19 protein-coding genes are annotated in these 21857 nt (G+C 61.1%); 12 read left to right on the top strand and 7 right to left on the bottom strand.

The genetic code is table 11. From position 1 onward, the window contains the following. The first annotated feature begins 148 nt into the window (after positions 1-148). On the top strand, positions 149-3517 hold the full coding sequence (locus NF676_RS23770; RefSeq protein ID WP_252886851.1) for a calcium-binding protein: 3369 nt from the start codon (positions 149-151) through the stop codon (positions 3515-3517). Between the two features lie 87 nt (positions 3518-3604). Here NF676_RS23770 and NF676_RS23775 read toward each other — a convergent pair whose 3' ends face one another. Genes NF676_RS23775 through NF676_RS23785 form a run of 3 tightly spaced genes read right to left on the bottom strand, consistent with a single transcriptional unit; the run spans position 3605 to position 5284 of the window. Further along, positions 3605-4195: an LON peptidase substrate-binding domain-containing protein gene (locus tag NF676_RS23775; protein WP_095181907.1), complete on the bottom strand. Its 591-nt coding sequence runs from the start codon at positions 4193-4195 to the stop codon at positions 3605-3607. Positions 4196-4205: 10 nt separating this feature from the next. Continuing rightward, a complete protein-coding gene (locus NF676_RS23780; RefSeq protein WP_236168742.1) occupies positions 4206-4922 on the bottom strand; it encodes an LrgB family protein in 717 nt (238 codons plus the stop codon). Further along, the gene (locus NF676_RS23785; RefSeq protein WP_252886852.1) at positions 4922-5284 is read right to left on the bottom strand and encodes a CidA/LrgA family protein; all 363 of its coding nucleotides are present in this window, start codon (positions 5282-5284) and stop codon (positions 4922-4924) included. Before NF676_RS23785 ends, NF676_RS23780 begins: the two co-directional genes overlap by 1 nt. Positions 5285-5477: 193 nt before the next feature. Between NF676_RS23785 and NF676_RS23790 the strand changes: the two genes are divergently transcribed. From NF676_RS23790 to NF676_RS23800, 3 genes are all read left to right on the top strand, one after another. Beyond that, positions 5478-5933, top strand: a complete 456-nt coding sequence (locus NF676_RS23790; RefSeq protein WP_016773011.1) for a MaoC family dehydratase — start codon at positions 5478-5480, stop codon at positions 5931-5933. 102 nt (positions 5934-6035) lie between these two features. Next, positions 6036-7763, top strand: a complete 1728-nt coding sequence (locus NF676_RS23795; RefSeq protein ID WP_252886853.1) for a C13 family peptidase — start codon at positions 6036-6038, stop codon at positions 7761-7763. Positions 7764-7790: 27 nt separating this feature from the next. Further along, entirely contained in the window at positions 7791-8432 is a 642-nt protein-coding gene (locus NF676_RS23800) for an oxidoreductase (RefSeq protein ID WP_016773010.1), read from the top strand. Positions 8433-8562: 130 nt separating this feature from the next. Here the strand turns inward: NF676_RS23800 and NF676_RS23805 are convergent, their stop codons facing one another. The 4 genes from NF676_RS23805 to NF676_RS23820 all read right to left on the bottom strand — a co-directional run bounded on the left by NF676_RS23805 (position 8563) and on the right by NF676_RS23820 (position 13013). Further along, on the bottom strand, positions 8563-8847 hold the full coding sequence (locus NF676_RS23805) for a YceK/YidQ family lipoprotein (RefSeq protein WP_024014461.1): 285 nt from the start codon (positions 8845-8847) through the stop codon (positions 8563-8565). Further along, complete coding sequence (ubiX, locus tag NF676_RS23810; protein WP_252886854.1) at positions 8840-9487, bottom strand: flavin prenyltransferase UbiX; 648 nt, start codon at positions 9485-9487, stop codon at positions 8840-8842. Before ubiX ends, NF676_RS23805 begins: the two co-directional genes overlap by 8 nt. Next, positions 9484-10833, bottom strand: coding sequence for a UDP-N-acetylmuramate:L-alanyl-gamma-D-glutamyl-meso-diaminopimelate ligase (gene mpl, locus NF676_RS23815; protein ID WP_252886855.1), 1350 nt, complete (start codon positions 10831-10833; stop codon positions 9484-9486). The genes ubiX and mpl overlap by 4 nt, the downstream gene beginning before the upstream one ends. 266 nt (positions 10834-11099) lie before the next feature. Next, on the bottom strand, positions 11100-13013 hold the full coding sequence (locus tag NF676_RS23820; protein ID WP_252886856.1) for a sigma-54-dependent Fis family transcriptional regulator: 1914 nt from the start codon (positions 13011-13013) through the stop codon (positions 11100-11102). Between the two features lie 302 nt (positions 13014-13315). Between NF676_RS23820 and exaC the strand changes: the two genes are divergently transcribed. From exaC to ppa, 8 genes are all read left to right on the top strand, one after another. Then, a complete protein-coding gene (gene exaC, locus NF676_RS23825; protein WP_024014465.1) occupies positions 13316-14836 on the top strand; it encodes an acetaldehyde dehydrogenase ExaC in 1521 nt (506 codons plus the stop codon). Positions 14837-15008: 172 nt separating this feature from the next. Continuing rightward, positions 15009-16460: an ethanolamine permease gene (gene eat, locus NF676_RS23830; RefSeq protein ID WP_024014466.1), complete on the top strand. Its 1452-nt coding sequence runs from the start codon at positions 15009-15011 to the stop codon at positions 16458-16460. A 52-nt stretch (positions 16461-16512) separates the two neighbouring features. Next, complete coding sequence (locus tag NF676_RS23835; RefSeq protein ID WP_252886857.1) at positions 16513-17907, top strand: ethanolamine ammonia-lyase subunit EutB; 1395 nt, start codon at positions 16513-16515, stop codon at positions 17905-17907. A 5-nt stretch (positions 17908-17912) separates the two neighbouring features. Continuing rightward, a complete protein-coding gene (gene eutC, locus NF676_RS23840; protein ID WP_252886858.1) occupies positions 17913-18737 on the top strand; it encodes an ethanolamine ammonia-lyase subunit EutC in 825 nt (274 codons plus the stop codon). 115 nt (positions 18738-18852) lie between these two features. Then, positions 18853-19314, top strand: coding sequence for a GNAT family N-acetyltransferase (locus tag NF676_RS23845; protein WP_016773002.1), 462 nt, complete (start codon positions 18853-18855; stop codon positions 19312-19314). Between the two features lie 228 nt (positions 19315-19542). Continuing rightward, positions 19543-20193: a DedA family protein gene (locus NF676_RS23850; RefSeq protein WP_095181915.1), complete on the top strand. Its 651-nt coding sequence runs from the start codon at positions 19543-19545 to the stop codon at positions 20191-20193. A gap of 4 nt (positions 20194-20197) precedes the next feature. Next, on the top strand, positions 20198-21010 hold the full coding sequence (locus NF676_RS23855) for a M90 family metallopeptidase (RefSeq protein ID WP_252886859.1): 813 nt from the start codon (positions 20198-20200) through the stop codon (positions 21008-21010). 112 nt (positions 21011-21122) lie between these two features. Beyond that, positions 21123-21650: an inorganic diphosphatase gene (gene ppa, locus NF676_RS23860; RefSeq protein WP_003205933.1), complete on the top strand. Its 528-nt coding sequence runs from the start codon at positions 21123-21125 to the stop codon at positions 21648-21650. The last annotated feature ends 207 nt before the right edge of the window (positions 21651-21857 follow it).

The following is a 21857-nucleotide window of genomic DNA, read 5'->3' on the forward strand; positions in this document are numbered from 1 at the left end:
GGACAGGAGACCGGCACCCTCATGCACACCATTAAAGGATTAATACGTTTCGAAACTCATTGTCCCTGCGACCCATATCGCCCACGTTCGCGCACTTGAAGTTACCCCCATCGACGTCTCGGCGAATCCCCATGCGCCGCCCACCCATATGCGCAATCAGACGCAGGCGCCTGACATTGATCCGTCGCTTCGCAAGACCCTCAAAGCCTTGGACAAGCATCTGGGCCTGCTACGCATCGGTGAGATCATGATCAGTCGGGTCGAATTGCAGGCACTGGGGGCGACCATTGACGGTCAACCGGTCAGTGCGGCGAACGCCCACATGAAGAGCGTGGATCAGGCGTTTCTCGACCGACTCAATTTTCAATCGGCGCAGGTGCAGTCGCGCTTGCAGGCCGTGGATTTCCCCGCCAATGACATAGCGGCAATGCTGTTCTACGAAATTGCCTGCAAGCGCTCGATTGATGCCGGCCCACTGTTCATCAGTGATACACCACTGGTTTCCGGCAGCGCCATGGATCGTCTCAACAAGCTGGGCAAGGCTGCGCAAAAGCTGGAAATCCACCGTGCGGACGCGTTTGAAAACACACCGGGCTGGATCAACAAGAGCAAAAGCTATCTGATGAGCGGCGCAGGCGTCGGCATGCAAGCCTTCGGCATCTACAGCAGCTACATGGCGCTGACCGATGCGATCAAGAAAGGCGAGGCACTGGAAATGCTGTACTACGGCGGATCCATCGCTGCAGAACTCGGCTCGCTGATCATCGAGCAGGGCCTGACCAGAACAGGCCAGGCGATGCTGACTCAGGGCAGCAACGTGCTGAGGGGTTTTGCGCTGACCTCAATCGGCAAATACATGAGCCGTGGTGCGGGACTGTTCGCCAGCGCGATTACCTTGCCGTTCGACATCGTTGACGCGATCAAATCCTTCAACGCCGCCGCCGCAACATCGGGCAAACAAGCTCAGGATCATTATTTCAGCGGTGCCCTGAGTGTAGCGGGCGCGGGTATCAGCCTGGTGCTGGGCGTCGCCGCGCTGGCCGGCTTCGGCAGCGTTGCCGGCCCGCTCGGCCTTGCGGCCGCTGCGCTGCTCATCGGCGGATCGATGATTTATCAGGCCGCCAGGGTCGTCGACGATATCGACGACTACATCGAACTGACGACACTCGAGCGTCTGCGCTCGGGATGGTTCGCCTTCACCGGCAAGGAACTGGACACCGAGGTGATGGATCGCTTCAAACTGTCCAGGCTTTACAGTGACTATGGAAAACAGCTCGAACTGTCGGCGCAAGACATGCTGGCCGGTGCTTACAAGGACTCCATCGCACAGGTCGTCAATGGCGCGTTTCGCGCTGAACTGCGCCCTGTCGAACTGTGGCGTTACCAGTGGGACGAAAGCGCCGGGCAGTTGCCGTTCAAACTCGACAGCCAGGCGGTGATCGTTGGCGGCGACGATGCAGTCGACGCGAGCCTCGGATTACCCGACAACCTCAAAGGCATGATCAGCGGCAGCCCAGGCGAAGGCAAAGGCGTGTTCTGGCGTCTGGGTGATGGCAACGACCGCGTGGTTGGCGTCAAGGCGCGGCCCAACCTCTTCACTTACCGCGACGGCCATAAGGCACTGACGGGCGGCGACACAAATGATGCGTTCTACCAGGAAGTCTCTGATCAGGAACTGGATCGATCGAGCAAACCGCCGCACATCAATGTGCTGGATGGCGGTTCGGGCAACGACCTGGTTGCGTTCGAAGGCGTCCGCCCGATTACCGACACGCGTTACATCGGTCACGACGTCAATCTGCAGACCGGCAAGGTCTCACTTCGCGGCCCGGACTCTGCGAACGACACCCTCGAAGTCGCCCATCTGACCTCTATTGAAAACGTTGCGACCTTGCGCAAAGGCACGAGCACTATCACGGGCAATGACCAGCCCAACCAGATTTCCGCCAACGGTTACGACCGCATCAGCGCCGGCGACGGCAACGACACGATCGCAATCTCTGGTACCGAGTGCACGGTGGAGGGCGGCGGCGGCGAAGATCGCTATTACATCGCCGACACCAATGCACGTACAACGATCATCGAGTGTGGCGACCATTCGAGCCTGATCGAATTCGGCTGGCCGATGGCGGTCATTCAACGCTGGCAAATCATCGGCACCTCACTGGTGGTCAACTCCTTGCGCGGCAGGGACGGCAGCGACCCCGACCATGTGCTGACCCTTGAAAACGTCTATCGGACAGTCAACGGTCAGCGCCAATTGAACAATGCTCGGTGGGTGTTCCGCACTCTCGATGGCTATGAACTGCGCGCGCAACTGCCCACTCGACCTGGAGAAGCGTTGAGTCAGGACATCGAGGTTGCCGTCACTGTCAGCGGACGGCCGGCACCCGCCCCGGCAATCGTCAACGGTGGCACGGTGGCGCTGGACGGTCAGGGCGTGCGGCGCCACTTCGTCGCACGTACCGAGCACAGGGTCGAATTCGTCGCCACAGGCGACGCTACCGGCGCCCGTACCATTTACCTGGATTACCAGGACAGCGAGATCGTCGACGTGGTGGTCAGCTATGGCGTGGAATTGCGCCAGGGTGTTTCGGGCAATACGCACCTGACCTACAACAACATCAGCCTGTCGATTCTGCTGCCATCCAGAGTGCTGGCCTTCAAAGGCGTGATCCAGACGATTGCCGCCGCGACGGGCTACAGTGGCCAAAACAGCCTGAAGGTCACGACACCGCTTCTGGCCCGGGACATCATGCTGGTCATGCAGGATGACGTTTCATACCGCGTGCAGGTGCCCGCGTTCGATTACCGGGACGACGCCAGAAACCCCGGAATCCGTGTGCTCAGCTCGCGGAGCTGGTTGAAGCGGCGCAACGGAAAATATCCATTCATCCGCCCGCTGGTCAGCGAGAAACCATCACTGGGCGCCCAGAACAGCAAAGTGGTCATCGAATCGCGGCCGCACACCGGGATTTATCTGCTCGAAGGCAAAAGCGCGACTTACGACGTTTATCTCTCCAGCAACAGCATCCTGCGTCTGGCCACACCGGGCGCTGCGGCAAAAACGGCCAATGCATCGAGATGGAATCTGTTCACCCGTACCCTGACAGAAACCGTCACGCGCGCCGACATTCAGCTCCAGGGCAACCGCCTGCGCATTGCCAGCGTCACGGTAGAGTTGCCGGACATCTTGGATGACACTCCGGTGGAGTGCATTTGTGTGGTGACGTCAGCCGGCAACATTTATGAAGTGTCGCTGTTGTTTGAGGTGTTGCAGCTGTATGTGATCGATGCTCGTGGCTACGCCAGTGTCGAGGCATTGCTGACGGATATCGACAAGCACAAACAGCGCCACGAACTGGCCGCGCGGGTCTACGTCACCCACATCGGCTACAAACCCGAGACAGCGGGCACGCTGGTTTACAACTCGGTGAGCAATCAATGGCGCCTGCTCAATGATCTGCAAGAGCGCGTCGACCGCGAAGGTCTGTTTATCCCGGTCAACATGAGCTGACGGTGCGCTGCCGGTTTCAACATCGTGTCAGGCTGGGCCTGCGCTGATCTTCGTTTGCGCCTTGAGTCATGCGTTTTGCAAGTGAAACTAGGCGAACAGTTCGCCCTGCAACTCGTCGAGTAATGCCTGGATCGCATCCAGCCGTTGCTGAGGGTCGTCGAGTTGCAGCAGATCGATCTTGTCTTCTTCGGCGAACGGCAACAGGTAGGCAAGCTGATTGGCCAGTGACTGTTGACCGGCGGCTTCAGTGCCCATGTCCAACGCTTCGACCATCGGGTGTTCGGCCAGCGCCTTGAGCAGCGCGACCAGATCGGCGTCCTCGTCCTGCAACGGTTGCTCGGGCTCATCGTCCAGCCATTCGACGTCGGCGACGATCAACTGATCGCGCTGCACTTCGGTGCGCAACACCGTGAAACGCCGCCCGCCCTGGACACGAATGCCGAGCAGGCCGTTGTCCTGTTGCTGGAAATCGGTGATCCGCGCTTCGCAGCCAACCAGCGCAAAACCTTCCGGCGCAACGCCGACTTCGCTGCCCTCAAGGATGCACACCACCCCGAAGCCGACGCCCTGTTTCATGCAGCGGCCGATCATGTCGAGGTAGCGCGCCTCGAAGATCTGCAGATCGAGGTTGCAGCCGGGGAACAGCACCGTGTTCAGCGGAAAAAGCGGCAGACTCATAGACATTTCCTTACACCACCATCGACACCGCCAACGGCAGGAACACCGCCGTGGCCACACCCATCAGACTCATTGCCAGCGCGGCGAACGCGCCGCACTCATCGTTTTCCTGCATCGCCACCGCCGTGCCGACCGCATGAGCGGTCATGCCCAGCGCCATGCCGCGCGCTTCGGGGCTGTGCACGCCGAGGCGGGTCAGCAGCGCCGGGCCGAAGATCGCGCCGATGACCCCGGTGATCAATACAAACACCGCTGCCAGCGCCGCCACACCGCCGATCTGCTCGGCAACCAGCATGGCGATCGGCGACGTCACCGATTTAGGCGCCATGGTCATCAGGATCATGTGATCGGCACCGAACCACCAGCCCAGCGCCACGCCCATGCCCGTTGCGACCACCCCGCCTATCACCAGAGTAGTAAAAATCGGCCAGAACAATTGCCGGATGCGGCGCAGATTCAGGTAGAGCGGCACCGCCAGCGCCACCGTGGCCGGCCCCAGCAGAATGCTGAGGATTTCGGTGCTCTTGCGATACTCCGCGTAGGTCAGGCCGCAGCCGACCAGCACACCGATCACCAACAACATGGAGACCAGCACCGGTTGCAGAAAGATCCAGCGGGTTTTCTCGAATGCCGCCAGCACCAGTTGATAAGCGCCTAGCGTGATGCCAATGCCGAACAGCGGATGATGAATCACCGAGGTCCACGCGCCTTGCCAGTCGAACAGCATCAGGATTCCTCCGCCGGCGGCGCATGACGTTTGACCAGCCGTTGCATGAGCACGCCGGCAAAGGCCATCGACATGATCAGCGAGACCACCAGCGCGCCGACGATCGCCCAGAAATCGGCGGCAATCGCCGTGGCATACACCATCACGCCCACCGCTGGCGGCACCAGCAGCAACGGCAGATAACGCAGCAGGCTGCCCGCCGCCTGATTCAGCGGCTCGCCGACTTCACCGCGAATGATCAGGAACACCAGCAACAGCAGCAGCCCGATGATCGGCCCCGGCAATATCGGCAACAGCAAATGATTGAGCGCCGTGCCGAGCAGTTGGAACAGCACCAGCAGGGTCAGGCCACGTAACAACATCTGACATCTCCGTCTTCTATTTCACCCAGCAGGGGCTCGGCATTATAAGCATGCCGGCGCTATGGACCGGCATTCGCCAAAAGCATGGTCGGTTGACCTGAGGAAATCGCCATGATGATCTACAGTGGTTCGCAGGCCGGTCAAATCCGCCCCCTGAAAAACTATAAAACCGATGAACCCAAGGAGAGTCTCAATGCCCTATGTTCCCGTTGCAGAGCTCAAAGATTATGTCGGCAAGGAACTTGGACGTTCCGAATGGCTCACCATCGATCAGGAGCGCATCAACCTGTTCGCCGAAGCCACTGGTGATTTTCAGTTCATTCACGTCGATCCGGTCAAGGCTGCGCAAACGCCGTTTGGCAGCACGATTGCCCATGGTTTCCTGTCGCTGTCGCTGATGCCGAAACTGATGGAAGACATCCTCGTGCTGCCCGAAGGCGTGAAGATGGTCGTCAACTATGGCCTGGACAGCGTGCGTTTCATCCAGCCGGTCAAGGTCAATTCGAAAGTCCGACTGAAGGTCGACATGGTCGAAGTGACCGAGAAAAAACCCGGCCAGTGGCTGCTCAAGGCCACCGCGACACTGGAGATAGAAGGCTCGGACAAACCGGCCTACATCGCCGAGCCGCTGTCACTCTGCTTCGTCTGATCATCCCGGATGCGAAGCAGCGCACGCTGTTTCGCGTCACGTCTGTATATATGCGACGCATAGCTGCGGCATACTCGGTCGCCTAATTGCCCGGATCCCGCTATGCGCTCAATCGCTCGACTTGCACCCCTTGCCCTGACCCTGATGCTCACCGCTTGCGGCGACGGCGAATCGCTGTTGCCGCCGGATGCGCGCCTGCCCGATGGCGGACGCTATCGCGGTGAACTGGTCGACGGCTTGCTGCAAGGTCAGGGCCGCGTCGACTACCCCAACGGCAGCTGGTACGCCGGAGAGTTCGACAAGGGTCAGTGGCACGGGCAAGGCGAATGGCATGGCAGCAACGGCGAGGTCTATCGCGGCCAGTTCCAGCAAGGTCTGTTTGATGGACAGGGCAGCCTGAGCACCAATGCCAGCAGTTATACCGGTGGTTTCAAGCAGGGCCGGCGCGATGGCGAAGGTACGCTGAAAGAAAACGGCATGACCTATCGCGGCGAGTTCAAGGCTGACCAGTATTCCGGCCTCGGCCGTCTGGAAATGGACGACGGCAGCTCCTATCAAGGCCAGTTCGCCCACGGCAAACCCAACGGCGAAGGCCAGCGCGGCGATGCCAGCGGCAATTCGTTCACGGGCCATTTCGTCAACGGTCAACTGGAGGGCAACGGCACTTACAACAGCGCCGACGGCGATATCTACGTCGGCGGCTTCAAGAACAATCAATTGCACGGCAAAGGCCGCTACGAGAACGCCGACGGCGACGTCTGGCTCGGCCAGTTCAAGGAAGGCGCGCTGACCGGCAAGGGCGAACTGATCGGCGCTGATGGCAGCCATTACATCGGTGTATTCAATGACTGGCGCTTCACCGGCCAGGGCCGCTTGAACCTTGCCGATGGCAGCTTCTACATCGGCGGCTTCGACAACGACAGCTATTCAGGACGCGGTACTCTGGTGCTGACCGATGGCAGCGTGCTCAGCGGCACCTGGATCAACGGCCAACGCGTACGTGACGCCGACGGCAAGTTACTCCCCGACACTCTCGAACTCGGCTTGCTCGCCCAGGGCCGGTTGCTGGACGACGCACTGACGGCGATCCCCGCTTCGACTCCGGCAGTCGAGTTGTACACCCTGACCCTCGGCGGCGACGGCAAGCAAAGCGTGTTCCTGCGTGAATCCGATTACGTCGCCAACATGCTCAGTACGCGCTTCGGCGCCTACGGCCAGATCCGCCTGGTCAATCATCGCGATCATCTCGGCGACCGGCCGATGGCCACCCGCGAAAACCTGCGCCGCGCCGCGCAAGCCCTCGCCGAACGCAGCGGGCCGGAAGATCTGCTGTTCATTTATCTGACCAGCCACGGCACCGCCGAACATGAACTGGTGCTCGACCAGCCGCGCATGGAACTCGCCGATCTGCCCGCCGATGAACTCGCCGCCGTGCTCGCGCCGCTGAAGCATCGCGACAAGGTCATCGTGATTTCTTCGTGCTATTCCGGCGGTTTCATCCCGGCGCTGAAAGACGAACGCACGCTGATCATGACTGCCTCGCGCGCCGATCGGGTGTCGTTCGGTTGCTCGGAAGAAGCCAACTTCACCTATTTCGGCGACGCGCTGTTCGCCCAGGCGCTGAACCAGACCGACGACCTCGAACAGGCATTCAAACTGGCCAAGGCCACCGTTGCCGAACGCGAGCTGGCCGACGGTTTCGAAGCCTCGGAGCCGCAGATCTGGGCGCCGAAAACCGTGCTGTCGCATTGGCAGCTGCTGCGAAAACAGCAGGCGCGCAAAGCGTTGCAAAGCAGCGCATTGAACGACGCGGCGAAAAAAGGCAACTAAGCTGAACAGTATCAAGGGAGAGACACTATGTACTTGACGCCTCAGCACGTATTGCTTGCCGGAGCCACCGGACTGACCGGTGAACATCTGCTCGACCGTTTGCTCAACGAACCAACCATTACCCGTGTCCTCGCCCCTTCGCGCCGGCCGCTGGCCGAGCATCCCCATCTGGAAAACCCGGTCGGCGACCCGCAAGCGTTTCTACCGCAGCTCAGTGGCCGGGTCGATATCGCCTACTGCTGCCTCGGCACCACGATCAAGCAGGCCGGCTCCGAAGAAGCCTTTCGCGCAGTCGATCTGGACATGGTCGTGGCGTTCGCCAAGCGCGCGCGGGAGATGGGCGCGCGGCACCTGATCGTGATCAGTGCGATTGGCGCCGATCCGAATTCCTCGGTGTTCTACAACCGGGTCAAAGGTGAAATGGAACAGGCCCTGCGCGCGCAGAACTGGCCGCAGCTGACCATTTGCCGACCTTCGCTGTTGCTTGGCGAACGCACCGAACCACGCCTGGTCGAGCAACTGGCCGGGCCATTGTCGAAGCTGATTCCGGGCAAATACCACGGCATCGAAGCGTGCCAGTTGGCGCGAGCGATGTGGCGCCTGGCGCTGGAAGAACAGGATGGCGTGCGGGTGATCGAATCGGATGAACTGAGGAAGCTCGGCAAATAATCCATCCACCCATGATGATCGTTCCCACGCTCTGCGTGGGAATGCAGCCATGGACGCTCTGCGTCCTAAAAAGCGTGACGCGGAGCGTCACAGGATGCGTTACCACGCAGAGCGTGGGAACGATCAGTCGCTACAATCCACCAGTCGCTTGAAAACCTACTCCAATCACCGTCAGCAACGACAACGGTAACAACAGCGTATCGAGCAACGCGCTGGCCGGCAGGTCCACTCCCGGATAGCTCGGCGCCTCGGCACCGAACCGGTCCATCGCACAACACCCGCCGTTCAACGCATACAAATCCAGCCGCGTCCCGGCATACACCACCGGCGCGCCGGGTTTGGCCGCATCCAGCGTGCGCACGGTAGCGCATCCAGCCAATTGCAGGGCCAGCACAAGCACCAGCAGCTTATTCATCACTGCTCAAGTGATGCTCACCCCAACGCGGCAGCATGTCCTGCGGGATGCCGAGCAGATTGAGGATCCGCGCCACAACGAAGTCGATCAGATCATCGATGGTCTGCGGCTGGTGATAGAAGCCCGGCGAGGCCGGCAGTATCGTCACGCCCAGATTCGACAGCTTGAGCATGTGCTCCAGATGAATGCTCGAGTACGGCGCCTCGCGCGGCACCAGAATCAACTGGCGGCGCTCTTTCAGCGTAACGTCCGCCGCGCGTTCGATCAGGTTGTTGCAGGCGCCGGTGGCAATCGCCGACAGCGTGCCGGTCGAACACGGCACCAACACCATGGCTGCCGGCGAGCCGGAGCCCGAAGCCACCGGCGACATCCAGTCTTCCTTGCCATACACGCGAATCTGCCCGGCAGCGGCGCCGGTGTATTCGGTCAGAAAGGCCTGCATCATCTGCGGCTTGTTCGGCAGGGACACATCGGTCTCGGTGGCCATTACCAGTTGCGCCGCCTTGGAGATCAGGAAGTGCACTTCGCGATCTTCGCGCACCAGGCAATCGAGCAGGCGCAAGCCGTACTGCGCGCCCGATGCGCCGGTCATCGCCAGGGTGATGCGTTCCGGGCCGCCGGCCTGGGAAAAACTGTTCATTGCAGTGCCTCGGCGAGCTTGCCGTGCAGGCCGCCGAAGCCGCCGTTGCTCATGATCACCACGTGGGTGCCGGGCTGCGCCTGGCTCTTCACGCGCTCGATGATGCCTTCCAGCGAATCGCTGACGATGGACGGCACGGTGCATAACGCTGCGGTGGCGCCGAGGTCCCAACCGAGGTTGGCCGGGGCATACCAGATCACCTGATCGGCATCGACCACGCTGTCCGGCAGACCGTCACGGTGGGCGCCGAGCTTCATCGAATTGGAGCGCGGCTCGATGATCGCAATCAGTGACGCGTCGCCGATGCGTTTGCGCAGGCCATCAAGCGTGGTGGCGATAGCGGTCGGGTGGTGAGCGAAGTCGTCGTAAATGGTGATGCCGCGCACCTCGGCGACTTTCTCCATGCGTCGTTTGACGTTCTTGAACGCGCTCAAACCGGCGATGCCCATCGATGGCACCACACCAACGTGACGCGCCGCAGCCAGCGCGGCCAAGGCATTGGCGACGTTGTGCTGACCGGTCAATTCCCACTCGACGGTGCCCTGGGACGCGCCTTCGAACATTACTTCGAACGCCGAGCCGTCTTCGCTGAGCAACTTGACCTGCCACTGACCGCCGGCGCCGGTGGTTTGCACCGGGGTCCAGCAGCCCATTTCAATCACGCGCTGCAAGGCCGGCTCGGTGGTCGGGTGGATGACCAGCCCTTCGCTCGGAATGGTGCGCACCAAGTGGTGGAACTGACGCTCGATTGCTGGCAGATCGGGGAAGATGTCGGCGTGATCGAACTCAAGGTTGTTGAGGATCGCAGTGCGCGGACGGTAGTGGACGAATTTCGAGCGCTTGTCGAAGAAGGCGCTGTCGTATTCATCAGCCTCGATCACAAAGAACGGCGTACCGCCCAGGCGCGCCGACACCGAGAAATTCTGCGGCACGCCGCCGATGAGGAAACCCGGGCTCATCCCGGCATGCTCCAGCACCCAGGCGAGCATGCTGCTGGTGGTGGTTTTGCCATGCGTACCGGCCACGGCCAGCACCCAGCGACCTTGCAGCACGTGGTCAGCCAGCCACTGCGGGCCGGAGACGTACGGCAGGCCTTTGTTCAACACATATTCCACCGCCGGGTTGCCACGGGACATGGCATTACCGATCACCACCAGATCCGGCGCCGGATCGAGCTGTGCCGGGTCATAACCCTGCGTCAGCTGAATGCCCTGGGCCTCGAGCTGCGTGCTCATCGGCGGATAGACGTTGGCGTCGGAGCCGGTGACGTGATGGCCCAGCTCTTTGGCCAACACCGCCATCGAGCCCATGAAAGTCCCGCAGATACCCAGAATATGAATGTGCATAGTCGACCTCGTAAAACATGGCCGCAGGTTAGCGTAGGGAGGGGGAAATGGCACTCTTTAGCTGAAGGATGGAGACGGGTTGGCGGCTACATCTGCGCACGGCTTCAGACCGCAGCCCCTCACCCCAGCCCTCTCCCGAGGGAGAGGGAGCCGATCTCGGTCGCTTTCAAATTTTTAGTTCGGCTCGATATTTCAGGTCGGCGTAAATCGCCAAAACACCTCGGTCAGTCCCCTCTCCCTCTGGGAGAGGGTTAGGGTGAGGGCTTTCAGCTGACACGCCGCTCAATTCCGTGTTTACGCAGTTTTCTATAAAGGGTGTTGCGGCTTACGCCCAGTTGCTGCGCTGTATGGGTCATGTGCCAGCGCGTCTGCTCAAGCGCATTGAGCAATGCGACACGCTCGGCGTCATCCAGTGGCTGCGCGGCAATCTGCGCAGGCGCAGCCGCCGGTCGCGCCTGCCGAATCATCACCGGCAAATCCTCAACGCCGACCCGCCCGCCATCACACAACGCCGCCAGCATACGCAGGACATTGCGCAACTGCCGCACATTGCCCGGCCAATCGAACGCCAGCAACGCCTGCCGCGCCGCTTCGTCGATCAGGATCGTTTCACCCCCTGCCTCCTCGGCCAGGAGAAAGTCCAGCAACTGCGATTTATCACTGCGCTCACGCAATGCCGGCAACGCCACTTCCAGCCCGTTCAAGCGGTAATACAGGTCTTCACGGAAACTGCCGTCCTCGACTCGTTCGAGCAAATTGCGGTGCGTCGCACTGATGATGCGCACGTCCACCGCTTGCGGTTCACCGCCAATCGGCACCACTTGCCGATCTTCCAGCACCCGCAGCAAACGCGTCTGCAAGGCCAGTGGCATGTCGCCGATTTCGTCGAGGAACAAAGTGCCGCCATCGGCCTGTTGCAGCTTGCCGCGCATGCCGTCCTTGCGTGCGCCGGTGAAGCTGCCGCCGCGATAGCCGAACAGTTCGCTCTCGATCAGGCTTTCCGGAATGGCCGCGCAATTGAGTGCGACAAAAGCGTTGCCGCAGCGCTGGCTGGCCTGATGCACTGCCTTGGCAAACGCCTCCTTGCCCGAGCCGGTTTCGCCGTTGATCAACAGCGGCACGTCGCGCTCGAACACGCGCAGGGCTTTGCGAAACTCCGCCTGCAACGCTTCGTCGCCGAGGCAAATGCCGGACAGGCGGGGCGCTGGAGCAGTGATTGGCGTTGGAACAATGGCAGTAGGTTTGCGCGATTCACCGCGCAACACGGCAAACAGATGCCGGCCATCACGGGTGCGCAGCGGCCAACTGGCGCTGGCGTTGGCACTCGCGCGACCGAGCAGGTCATCCAGCGAACAGTCGAAAAACGCTTCCACCGGTTGCCCGAGCAAACCACCGCGAATATGCCCGAGCAGGTTCAGCGCACTCTGGTTGACCGCACTGATCCGCCCTTCGCCGTCAAACGCCAGCAGCCCTTCGCTGAACAGGCCGACGGACTCGGCCTGCAGATGAAAACGCAGCAACCATTGATTATCGAAACAGCGCAGGAAATAGCAGCTCTCGATCATCTTCGCCGACAGATTGACCAGCGCCATGGTGTGGAACTGGCTTTGGCGTGAAACGTCCGGCCGGGCCGAGGACACATCAAGTACCGCCAGCAATTCACCATGGGGATCGAACACCGGGCTCGCCGAGCAGGTCAGCCCGGTGTGGCGGCCGCGAAAATGCTCGTCCTGGTGAATGGTCAGCGCCTGACGCTCGACCAGGCAGGTACCGATGCCGTTGGTGCCTTCGCAGGCTTCGCTCCAGTCAGCGCCGAGCCAGAGACCGGCGCGCTCGAAAATCTTCCGTTCGGCCGGCGCGGTCACGCAATTGAGGATCACACCGCGCGCGTCAGTCAGCAGCACCGCATGGCCGGCGCCGGACAGTTGCTGATGCAGGCTGCTCATCTCGGTGCCGGCGATTTGCAGCACTTGCTGCAGACGTTCGCGACTTTCCAGCACCCGGCCATGCTCGAGCACGGTCGGCGCCATGGTCACAGAAGGATCGAGGTGATAGTCCTCAAGGCAACGCAGCCACGAACGGGCGATCGATGGATCGGCGCCGGGGCCGTGCACGTGCGGTTTGCCCTGGGTGACGGTGAGAACCTGGCGGGCATGGCGACTCAGATGGTTGTCGTGCATTTCTTATTGTTCTCCCCGGGGCGCGACGGCCCAAAGCATGAGGTGACGCCCAGCATCCTCCAGCCACCGACGCATTGCAATGCTGGCAAGACCGTCCGGTCACGGGCTGTGTCGCAACCGGTACAAATTGTCACGCGCGCTGTACCGAAACCGTCACAGCGGCTCTCCATTCGTCCGAGACAAACCGGCCAAGCCCTTGATTTGCCTGCCCTGCACGGCAGTGGCCCGAGCCTTGCTCTACGCTTATAGCAAGCGCACTTGCGCGTTTCTCTAATAAGTACAAAGCCAAGGAGAACATCATCATGCGTTACGCCCATCCCGGTACCGACGGCGCCAAAGTCTCGTTCAAGAGCAAGTACGGTAACTACATCGGCGGCGAATTCGTCGCGCCGGTCAAAGGTCAGTACTTCACCAATACCTCGCCAGTCAATGGCCAGCCAATCGCCGAATTCCCCCGCTCCACCGCCGAAGACATCGACAAGGCGCTGGATGCTGCCCACGCCGCCGCCGATGCATGGGGCGCCACTTCCGTGCAGGCACGCTCGCTGATCCTGCTGAAAATCGCCGACCGCATCGAAGAGAATCTCGAACTGCTGGCGATCACCGAAACCTGGGACAACGGTAAAGCCATCCGCGAAACCCTCAACGCCGACATCCCCCTGGCCGCTGACCATTTCCGTTATTTCGCCGGTTGCCTGCGCGCCCAGGAAGGCAGCGCTGCGGAAATCGACGGCAACACTGTGGCCTATCACATCCATGAACCGCTGGGCGTGGTCGGCCAGATCATCCCGTGGAACTTCCCGCTGCTGATGGCCGCGTGGAAGCTCGCGCCAGCGCTGGCCGCCGGTAACTGCGTGGTGCTCAAGCCCGCCGAGCAAACCCCGCTGGGCATCTGCGTGCTGATGGAACTGATCGGCGACCTGCTGCCGCCGGGCGTGCTCAACGTCGTGCAAGGCTTCGGTAAAGAGGCAGGCGAAGCGCTGGCGACCAGCAAGCGCATCGCCAAAATTGCTTTCACCGGCTCGACCCCGGTCGGCTCGCACATCATGAAATGCGCAGCGGAAAACATCATTCCGTCGACCGTGGAACTGGGCGGCAAGTCGCCGAACATATTCTTCGAAGACATCATGCAGGCCGAGCCGAGCTTCATCGAAAAAGCCGCCGAAGGCCTGGTGCTGGCGTTCTTCAACCAGGGCGAAGTGTGCACCTGCCCTTCCCGCGCGCTGGTGCAGGAATCGATCTACGACGAATTCATGCAGGCAGTGATGAAGAAAGTCAGCCAGATCAAACGTGGCGACCCGCTGGACACCGACACCATGGTCGGCGCCCAGGCATCGGAGCAGCAATTCGACAAGATCCTCTCGTACCTGGAAATCGCCAAGGGCGAAGGTGCGGAGCTGCTGACCGGCGGCAAGGTGGAAAAACTCGAGGGCAGCCTGGCCACCGGTTATTACATCCAGCCAACCCTGCTCAAGGGCACCAACAAGATGCGCGTGTTCCAGGAAGAAATCTTCGGCCCGGTGGTGAGCATCACCACCTTCAAGGACGAAGCCGAAGCCCTGGCGATTGCCAACGACACCGAGTTCGGCCTCGGCGCCGGCCTGTGGACCCGCGACATCAACCGCGCCTACCGGATGGGCCGGGCGATCAAGGCCGGTCGCGTGTGGACCAACTGCTACCACCTGTACCCGGCGCATGCCGCGTTCGGCGGTTACAAGAAGTCCGGCGTCGGGCGTGAAACCCACAAAATGATGCTCGACCATTATCAGCAGACCAAGAACCTGCTGGTGAGCTACGACATCAATCCGTTGGGATTCTTCTGATCCTGCGATGCTGATCGTTCCCACGCTCTGCGTGGGAATCCAGCCCGGGACGCTCCGCGTTCCTTCAAAGCCGAACGCGGAGCGTCCGTTGATACATTCCTATGCTGCGCGTGGGAACGATCAGGTTCCTGGCTGTAGCCGGGCCAATAAAACAATAAAAATGGTGAACCCTATGCCAAGCGAATCCCCGGCCGGCGCTCCGGCGACCGGCTCCTCCGTCGACTTCGAAAAAGTCGGCACCGATTATTTCCAACAACGCGAACTGAAAAAAGGCGCCGCCGGCTGGGTCCTGCTGGTGGGCCTCGGCGTCGCTTATGTGATTTCCGGCGACTACGCCGGCTGGAATTTCGGCCTCGCCCAGGGTGGCTGGGGCGGGATGTTTCTCGCCACGCTGCTGATGGCGACCATGTACCTGTGCATGTGTTTTTCCCTGGCCGAATTGTCGTCGATGATTCCCACCGCTGGCGGCGGCTACGGTTTCGCCCGCAGTGCGTTCGGGCCGTGGGGCGGGTTTCTCACCGGCACCGCGATCCTCATCGAATACGCCATCGCCCCCGCCGCCATCGCGGTGTTCATCGGCGCCTACTGCGAGTCGCTGTTCGGTATTGGCGGCTGGATGATCTATCTGGCGTTCTACATCATCTTCATCGCCATCCACATTTTCGGGGTCGGCGAAGCGCTCAAGCTGATGTTCATCATTACCGCCGTCGCCGCGCTGGCGCTGGGGGTGTTTCTGGTGGCGATGGTGCCGCACTTCGACGTTGCCAACCTGCTCGACATCCCGGTGACCACTGCGGTCGGTGCCAGCCCGTTTCTGCCGTTCGGCTATGTCGGCGTCTGGGCGGCAATTCCCTATGCGATCTGGTTTTTCCTCGCCGTCGAAGGCGTGCCGCTGGCCGCAGAAGAAACCAAAAACCCCAAGCGCGATCTGCCGCGTGGCCTGATCGGGGCAATGCTGGTGCTGCTGATGTTTGCCCTGCTGATTCTGATCGTCGGTCCCGGCGGCGCTGGTGCGAATTCGCTGCTGACCTCCGGTAATCCACTGGTCGAAGCACTGAGCAAAGCCTACGGTGGCTCGACCTGGATGGGCAGCTTCGTCAACCTTGTCGGTCTGGCTGGGCTGATTGCCAGTTTCTTCTCGATCATCTACGCCTACTCGCGGCAGATCTTCGCGCTGTCGCGGGCCGGTTACCTGCCGCGCAAACTGTCGCAGACCAACAAGAGCAAGGCACCGGTGCTGGCTCTGGTGATTCCCGGCATCATCGGCTTTGGTCTGTCGCTGACCGGCCAGGGCGATTTGCTGATTCTGGTCGCGGTATTCGGCGCGACGATTTCCTATGTGCTGATGATGGCCGCGCACATCACCCTGCGTATCCGGCGCCCCAAAATGGACCGGCCGTATCGCACGCCGGGCGGCATTTTCACCTCGGGTGTGGCGCTGGTATTGGCGTGCATCGCCGTGGTGGCGGGTTTCCTCGTCGATCCACGGGTGGTGATCGGCGCCGCGATCATCTATGGAGTGTTAATTGCTTACTTTGCTTTCTACAGTCGGCATCACTTGGTAGCGGGCACGCCGGAAGAAGAATTCGCGGCGATTCAAAAAGCTGAACAAGCCTTGCACTGATTGTCGAAAACCACGGCGCAGAGCTGTTCTGCGCCGTCACGGAGAACGCTGAATGGCCAGTTTTGCTCACACGGTCGGCGCGCAGACTTACCGCTTCGACAGCCTCAAAGACGTCATGGCCAAGGCCAGCCCCGCCCGCTCGGGGGATTTTCTCGCCGAGATCGCCGCGCTCAACGACGGCGAACGGGTGGCCGCGCAAATGGCCCTGGCGGACATCCCGCTCACGCACTTCCTGCAGGAAGCGCTGATCCCCTACGAAGTCGACGAAGTCACCCGGCTGATCATCGACACCCACGACAAACAAGCCTTCGCCGTGGTCAGTCACCTCACCGTTGGCGGCTTTCGCGACTGGCTGCTGAGTGACGCGGCGGACGAAACCAGCCTGCGCGCCCTCGCCCCCGGCCTGACCCCGGAAATGGTCGCCGCCGTGTCGAAAATCATGCGTGTACAGGATCTGGTGCTGGTCGCGCAGAAAATCCGCGTGGTCACCCAATTTCGCGGCACCCTCGGTTTGCGCGGGCGCCTGTCGACCCGCCTGCAACCCAACCACCCGACCGACGAGCCGTCCGGCATCGCCGCGAGCATTCTCGACGGCCTGCTCTACGGCAACGGCGATGCAATGATCGGGGTCAACCCGGCCACCGACAGCATCGCTTCGATCTGCGCGATGCTAGAAATGCTCGACGCAATCATCCAGCGCTACGACATCCCGACTCAAGCCTGCGTGCTGACCCACGTCACCACCTCGATCGAGGCGATCAACCGTGGCGTGCCGCTGGATCTGGTGTTCCAGTCGATTGCCGGCACTGAGGCGGCCAACGCCAGTTTCGGCATCAACCTCAACGTGTTGCAGGAAGGCTACGACGCCGGCCTGAGTCTCAAGCGCGGCACACTCGGGCAGAACCTGATGTATTTCGAAACCGGTCAGGGCAGCGCGCTGTCGGCCAACGCCCACCACGGCATAGATCAACAGACTTGCGAGACACGGGCCTACGCCGTGGCGCGACATTTCAAGCCGTTCCTGGTGAACACCGTCGTAGGATTTATCGGCCCGGAGTACCTCTACAACGGCAAGCAGATCATCCGCGCCGGCCTTGAAGATCACTTCTGCGGCAAGCTGCTCGGCGTTCCGATGGGCTGCGACATCTGCTACACCAACCACGCCGAAGCCGACCAGGACGACATGGATACCCTGCTGACGTTGCTCGGCGTCGCCGGGATCAACTTCATCATGGGCATCCCCGGCTCCGACGACATCATGCTCAATTACCAGACCACTTCGTTTCACGACGCCTTGTACGCCCGCCAGACCCTGGGCCTGAAACCGGCGCCGGAGTTCGAGCAATGGCTGGCCAACATGGGCATCTTCACCCAGGCGGACGGCAAGGTTCGCTTCGGCAACAACCTGCCGCCGGCCTTCCGCCAGGCCTTGGCGCACTTGGGATGAGTCTTATGGAAAAACCACCGGTCGATCCGCAAAACCCCTGGCTGGAACTGCGCCGTCTGACCCCGGCGCGGATTGCCCTGGGCCGCACCGGCACCAGCCTGCCGACGCGGGCGCAGCTGGATTTTCAGTTTGCCCACGCCCAGGCCCGTGATGCCGTGCATCTGGCCTTCGATCACAGCGAAATCAGCGCACAACTGAGCGAGCGCGGGCGGGAAACCCTGGCGCTGCAAAGCGCCGCGCCGGACCGACACACCTATCTGCAACGCCCGGACCTGGGGCGCAAGCTCAGCGATGAATCGGCGCAGACCTTGCGCGATTACGCCAGCCAACACCCGGGCGGGGTCGATCTGGTGATGGTCGTCGCGGATGGCCTGTCGGCGCTGGCGGTGCATCGGCACACGCTGCCGTTCCTGACACGCCTGGAAGAACAGATGAGCGGCGACGGCTGGTCCGTGGCGCCGGTGGTGCTGGTGAAACAGGGTCGCGTCGCCATCGGTGACGAGATCGGCCAACTGCTCGGGGCGAAAATGGTGGTGATGCTGATCGGCGAGCGCCCGGGCTTGAGTTCACCGGACAGCCTCGGGCTGTATTTCACCTACGCGCCGAAGGTCGGCCTCACCGACGCGTATCGCAACTGCATTTCCAATGTTCGGCTTGAAGGTTTGAGCTACGGCATGGCGGCGCATCGCTTGCTGTATCTGATGCGCGAGGCCTGTCGGCGCCAGCTGTCGGGGGTCAACCTGAAGGATGAAGCTCAGCTGCACACATTGGAGGCGGACGACGCTGTCGACATGAAAGGCAACTTCCTGCTCGATCCACCGCCAGCCTGAACCGTTTCCGCATTGCCTTTCTGCGCTGCTTTCAGGCAGGATCGACGCACGGCCGCCCGGGTTTCCCATCGCCGTCAGAGCAGTTGAAGACAGCCACTTGAAGACGAGACCTATCATGCGGATTATTCAAGCGACCCTCGAACATCTGGATTTGCTGACTCCTTTGTTCGTCAAATATCGCGAGTTCTACGGCTCCCTGCCTTACCCGGATTCCTCCCGCGCGTTCCTCGAAAAGCGCCTGCGCCGCAAAGAGTCGGTGATCTATCTGGCCCTGGCCGACGATGACGACAAGAAACTCATGGGTTTCTGCCAGCTCTATCCGAGCTTCTCTTCGTTGTCGCTCAAACGCGTGTGGATTCTCAACGATATCTACGTTGCCGAAGATGCTCGCCGGCAACTGGTCGCCGACAATCTGATCCGTACCGCGAAGAAAATGGCCAAGGAAACCCAGGCCGTGCGCATGCGCGTCTCGACCAGCGCAAACAACGAAGTGGCGCAGAAAACCTACGAATCGATCGGCTTCAAGGAAGACACCGAGTTCAAGAACTACGTACTGCCGATCAGCGACGAGCTCTGACTCCAACGGCTTCGGTGATGAGGGAGTTCGCTCCCTCGCCACGGCCACCTTTTCCCTGACAATTGCTCACTTCGCGACACTCCCCGCTACAAAACCGACGCGCTTTTCATCGCTCAGACCGTATAATCCCGATCTTTCCGGCTTGTAAGAAAAACTACACCCCGCTGTAGGCTTACACGAAGTCATCCGCACAGGCCTGCCGAGTCGGGCCGTCATACAGGTGCCCCCATGGATTTCAACCCGCTCGACCTTATCCTGCATCTCGATGTGTATCTCGATTTGCTGGTGAACAACTATGGGCCATGGATCTACGCCATCCTGTTTATGGTGATCTTCTGTGAAACCGGGCTCGTGGTGATGCCGTTCCTGCCGGGTGACTCGCTGCTGTTCATCGCTGGCGCAGTGGCGGCCGGCGGCGGCATGGATCCGGTGCTGCTCGGTGGCCTGCTGATGCTGGCGGCGATCATGGGCGACAGTACCAACTACGTGATCGGACGCACGGCCGGGGAGAAGCTGTTCAGCAACCCGAACTCGAAAATCTTCCGTCGCGACTACCTGCAAAAAACCCACGATTTCTACGACAAGCACGGCGGCAAGACCGTGACCATGGCGCGTTTCCTGCCGATCATCCGCACCTTCGCGCCGTTCGTCGCGGGCGTGGCGCGGATGCCGTACCCGCGTTTCTTCGGCTTCAGCGTGCTCGGCACCATCCTCTGGGTCGGCGGTCTGGTCACTCTGGGTTACTTCTTCGGCAACGTGCCGTTCATCAAGAAAAACCTCTCGCTGCTGGTGGTGGCAATCATCCTGCTGTCGCTGGTGCCGATGATCATCGGCGTGGTGCGCAGCCGGTTCGGCGGCACCAAAGTGCAATCGCACTGATCCGATGTGGTCACTGAGCGCCTGGCGACGCCGGCGCCTCCTGGCCAGGCACCCGATTGCCGACGACCTGTGGCAACGGGTGCGCCATCAACTCTCCTTCCTCGATGGCATCAGCGCTGCTGAAGACCAGTGGTTGCGCGAAGCCTGCGTGCTGTTTCTCGACGACAAACACCTGACCGCCCTGCCCGGTGTCGAACTGCATCAGGAGCAACGCCTGCTGCTCGCCGCGCAAGCACAGTTGCCGCTGATGCATCTCGGTGATCTCAACTGGTACCAGGGTTTCCACGAGATCGTGCTGTACCCGGACGACTTCCTCAGCCCGCAACGCCATCGCGATGCCAGCGGCGTCGAGCATGAGTGGGACGGTGAACACAGCGGTGAAGCCTGGCAGCAGGGGCCGGTGATTCTCGCCTGGCCCGGCGTACAGGCCAGCGGTGGCTGGGAAGGCTACAACCTGGTGATCCACGAGCTGGCGCACAAGCTCGATATGCTCAACGGCGACGCCAACGGCCTGCCGCCACTGCACACCGACATGCGCGTCAGCGACTGGGCCAAAGTGATGCAGGCCGCTTACGACGACCTCAACCGCCAACTCGACCACGATCCCGACACCGAAACCGCCATCGATCCCTATGCCGCCGAGAACCCGGCGGAGTTCTTCGCCGTCACCAGCGAATACTTCTTCAGCGCCCCGGATCTGCTGCATGAGGCTTATCCACAGGTCTACTTGCAACTGCAGCTTTTCTACCGGCAGGATCCGTTGGGCAGACTGCGGCAACTTCAGGCCACAGACCCGGTCTATCAGGCGCACGACTGAGCTCTGCACGACTTCTGGTACGTGGCGTCGGCGTAGGAATGTGCCTATAATCGCCGCCACTTTTTGGTCAATCCGGCCAAGTGTTTTTGGTCAACTACGGGGGCAACGCCCAATGAGCTACAGCAAGATTCCGGCTGGCAAAGACCTGCCGAACGACATCTACGTCGCGATCGAGATCCCGGCCAACCACGCGCCGATCAAATACGAAATCGACAAAGACAGCGATTGCCTGTTCGTTGACCGTTTCATGGCCACCCCAATGTTCTACCCGGCCAACTACGGTTACATCCCGAACACCCTGGCTGACGACGGTGATCCCCTCGACGTGCTGGTCGTAACCCCTTACCCGGTTGCTCCAGGCTCGGTGATCCGCGCGCGTCCAGTCGGCATCCTGAACATGACCGACGACGGCGGCGGCGATGCCAAAGTCATCGCCGTGCCACATGACAAGCTGTCGCAGCTGTACGTCGACGTGAAGGAATACACCGACCTGCCACCCCTGCTGATCCAGCAGATCGAGCACTTCTTCGCGAACTACAAGGATCTCGAGAAGGGCAAGTGGGTCAAGATCGAAGGCTGGGCCGGCGCAGACGCCGCCCGCGAAGCGATCACCAAGTCGGTTGCCGCCTACAAGGGCTAAGCAATTGCGCCTTGCGTGACGCTTGAAAAAACCCCGGATTTCCGGGGTTTTTTGTTATTGGCGTCTGCATAATCGACTCGGTTGTTCAGGTCTATGTAACTCGAAATACACCTTGGTCGGCCCCCTCTCCCTCCGGGAGAGGGTTGGGGTGAGGGGCTCTTGAAAAAGCCCGACTAAACAAACCGTTTAAATTCCTACATGCAGTTT

Origin of the sequence: Pseudomonas siliginis (assembly GCF_024072275.1) — a bacterium.
In the GTDB taxonomy this organism is placed as follows: Bacteria; Pseudomonadota; Gammaproteobacteria; order Pseudomonadales; family Pseudomonadaceae; genus Aquipseudomonas; species Aquipseudomonas siliginis.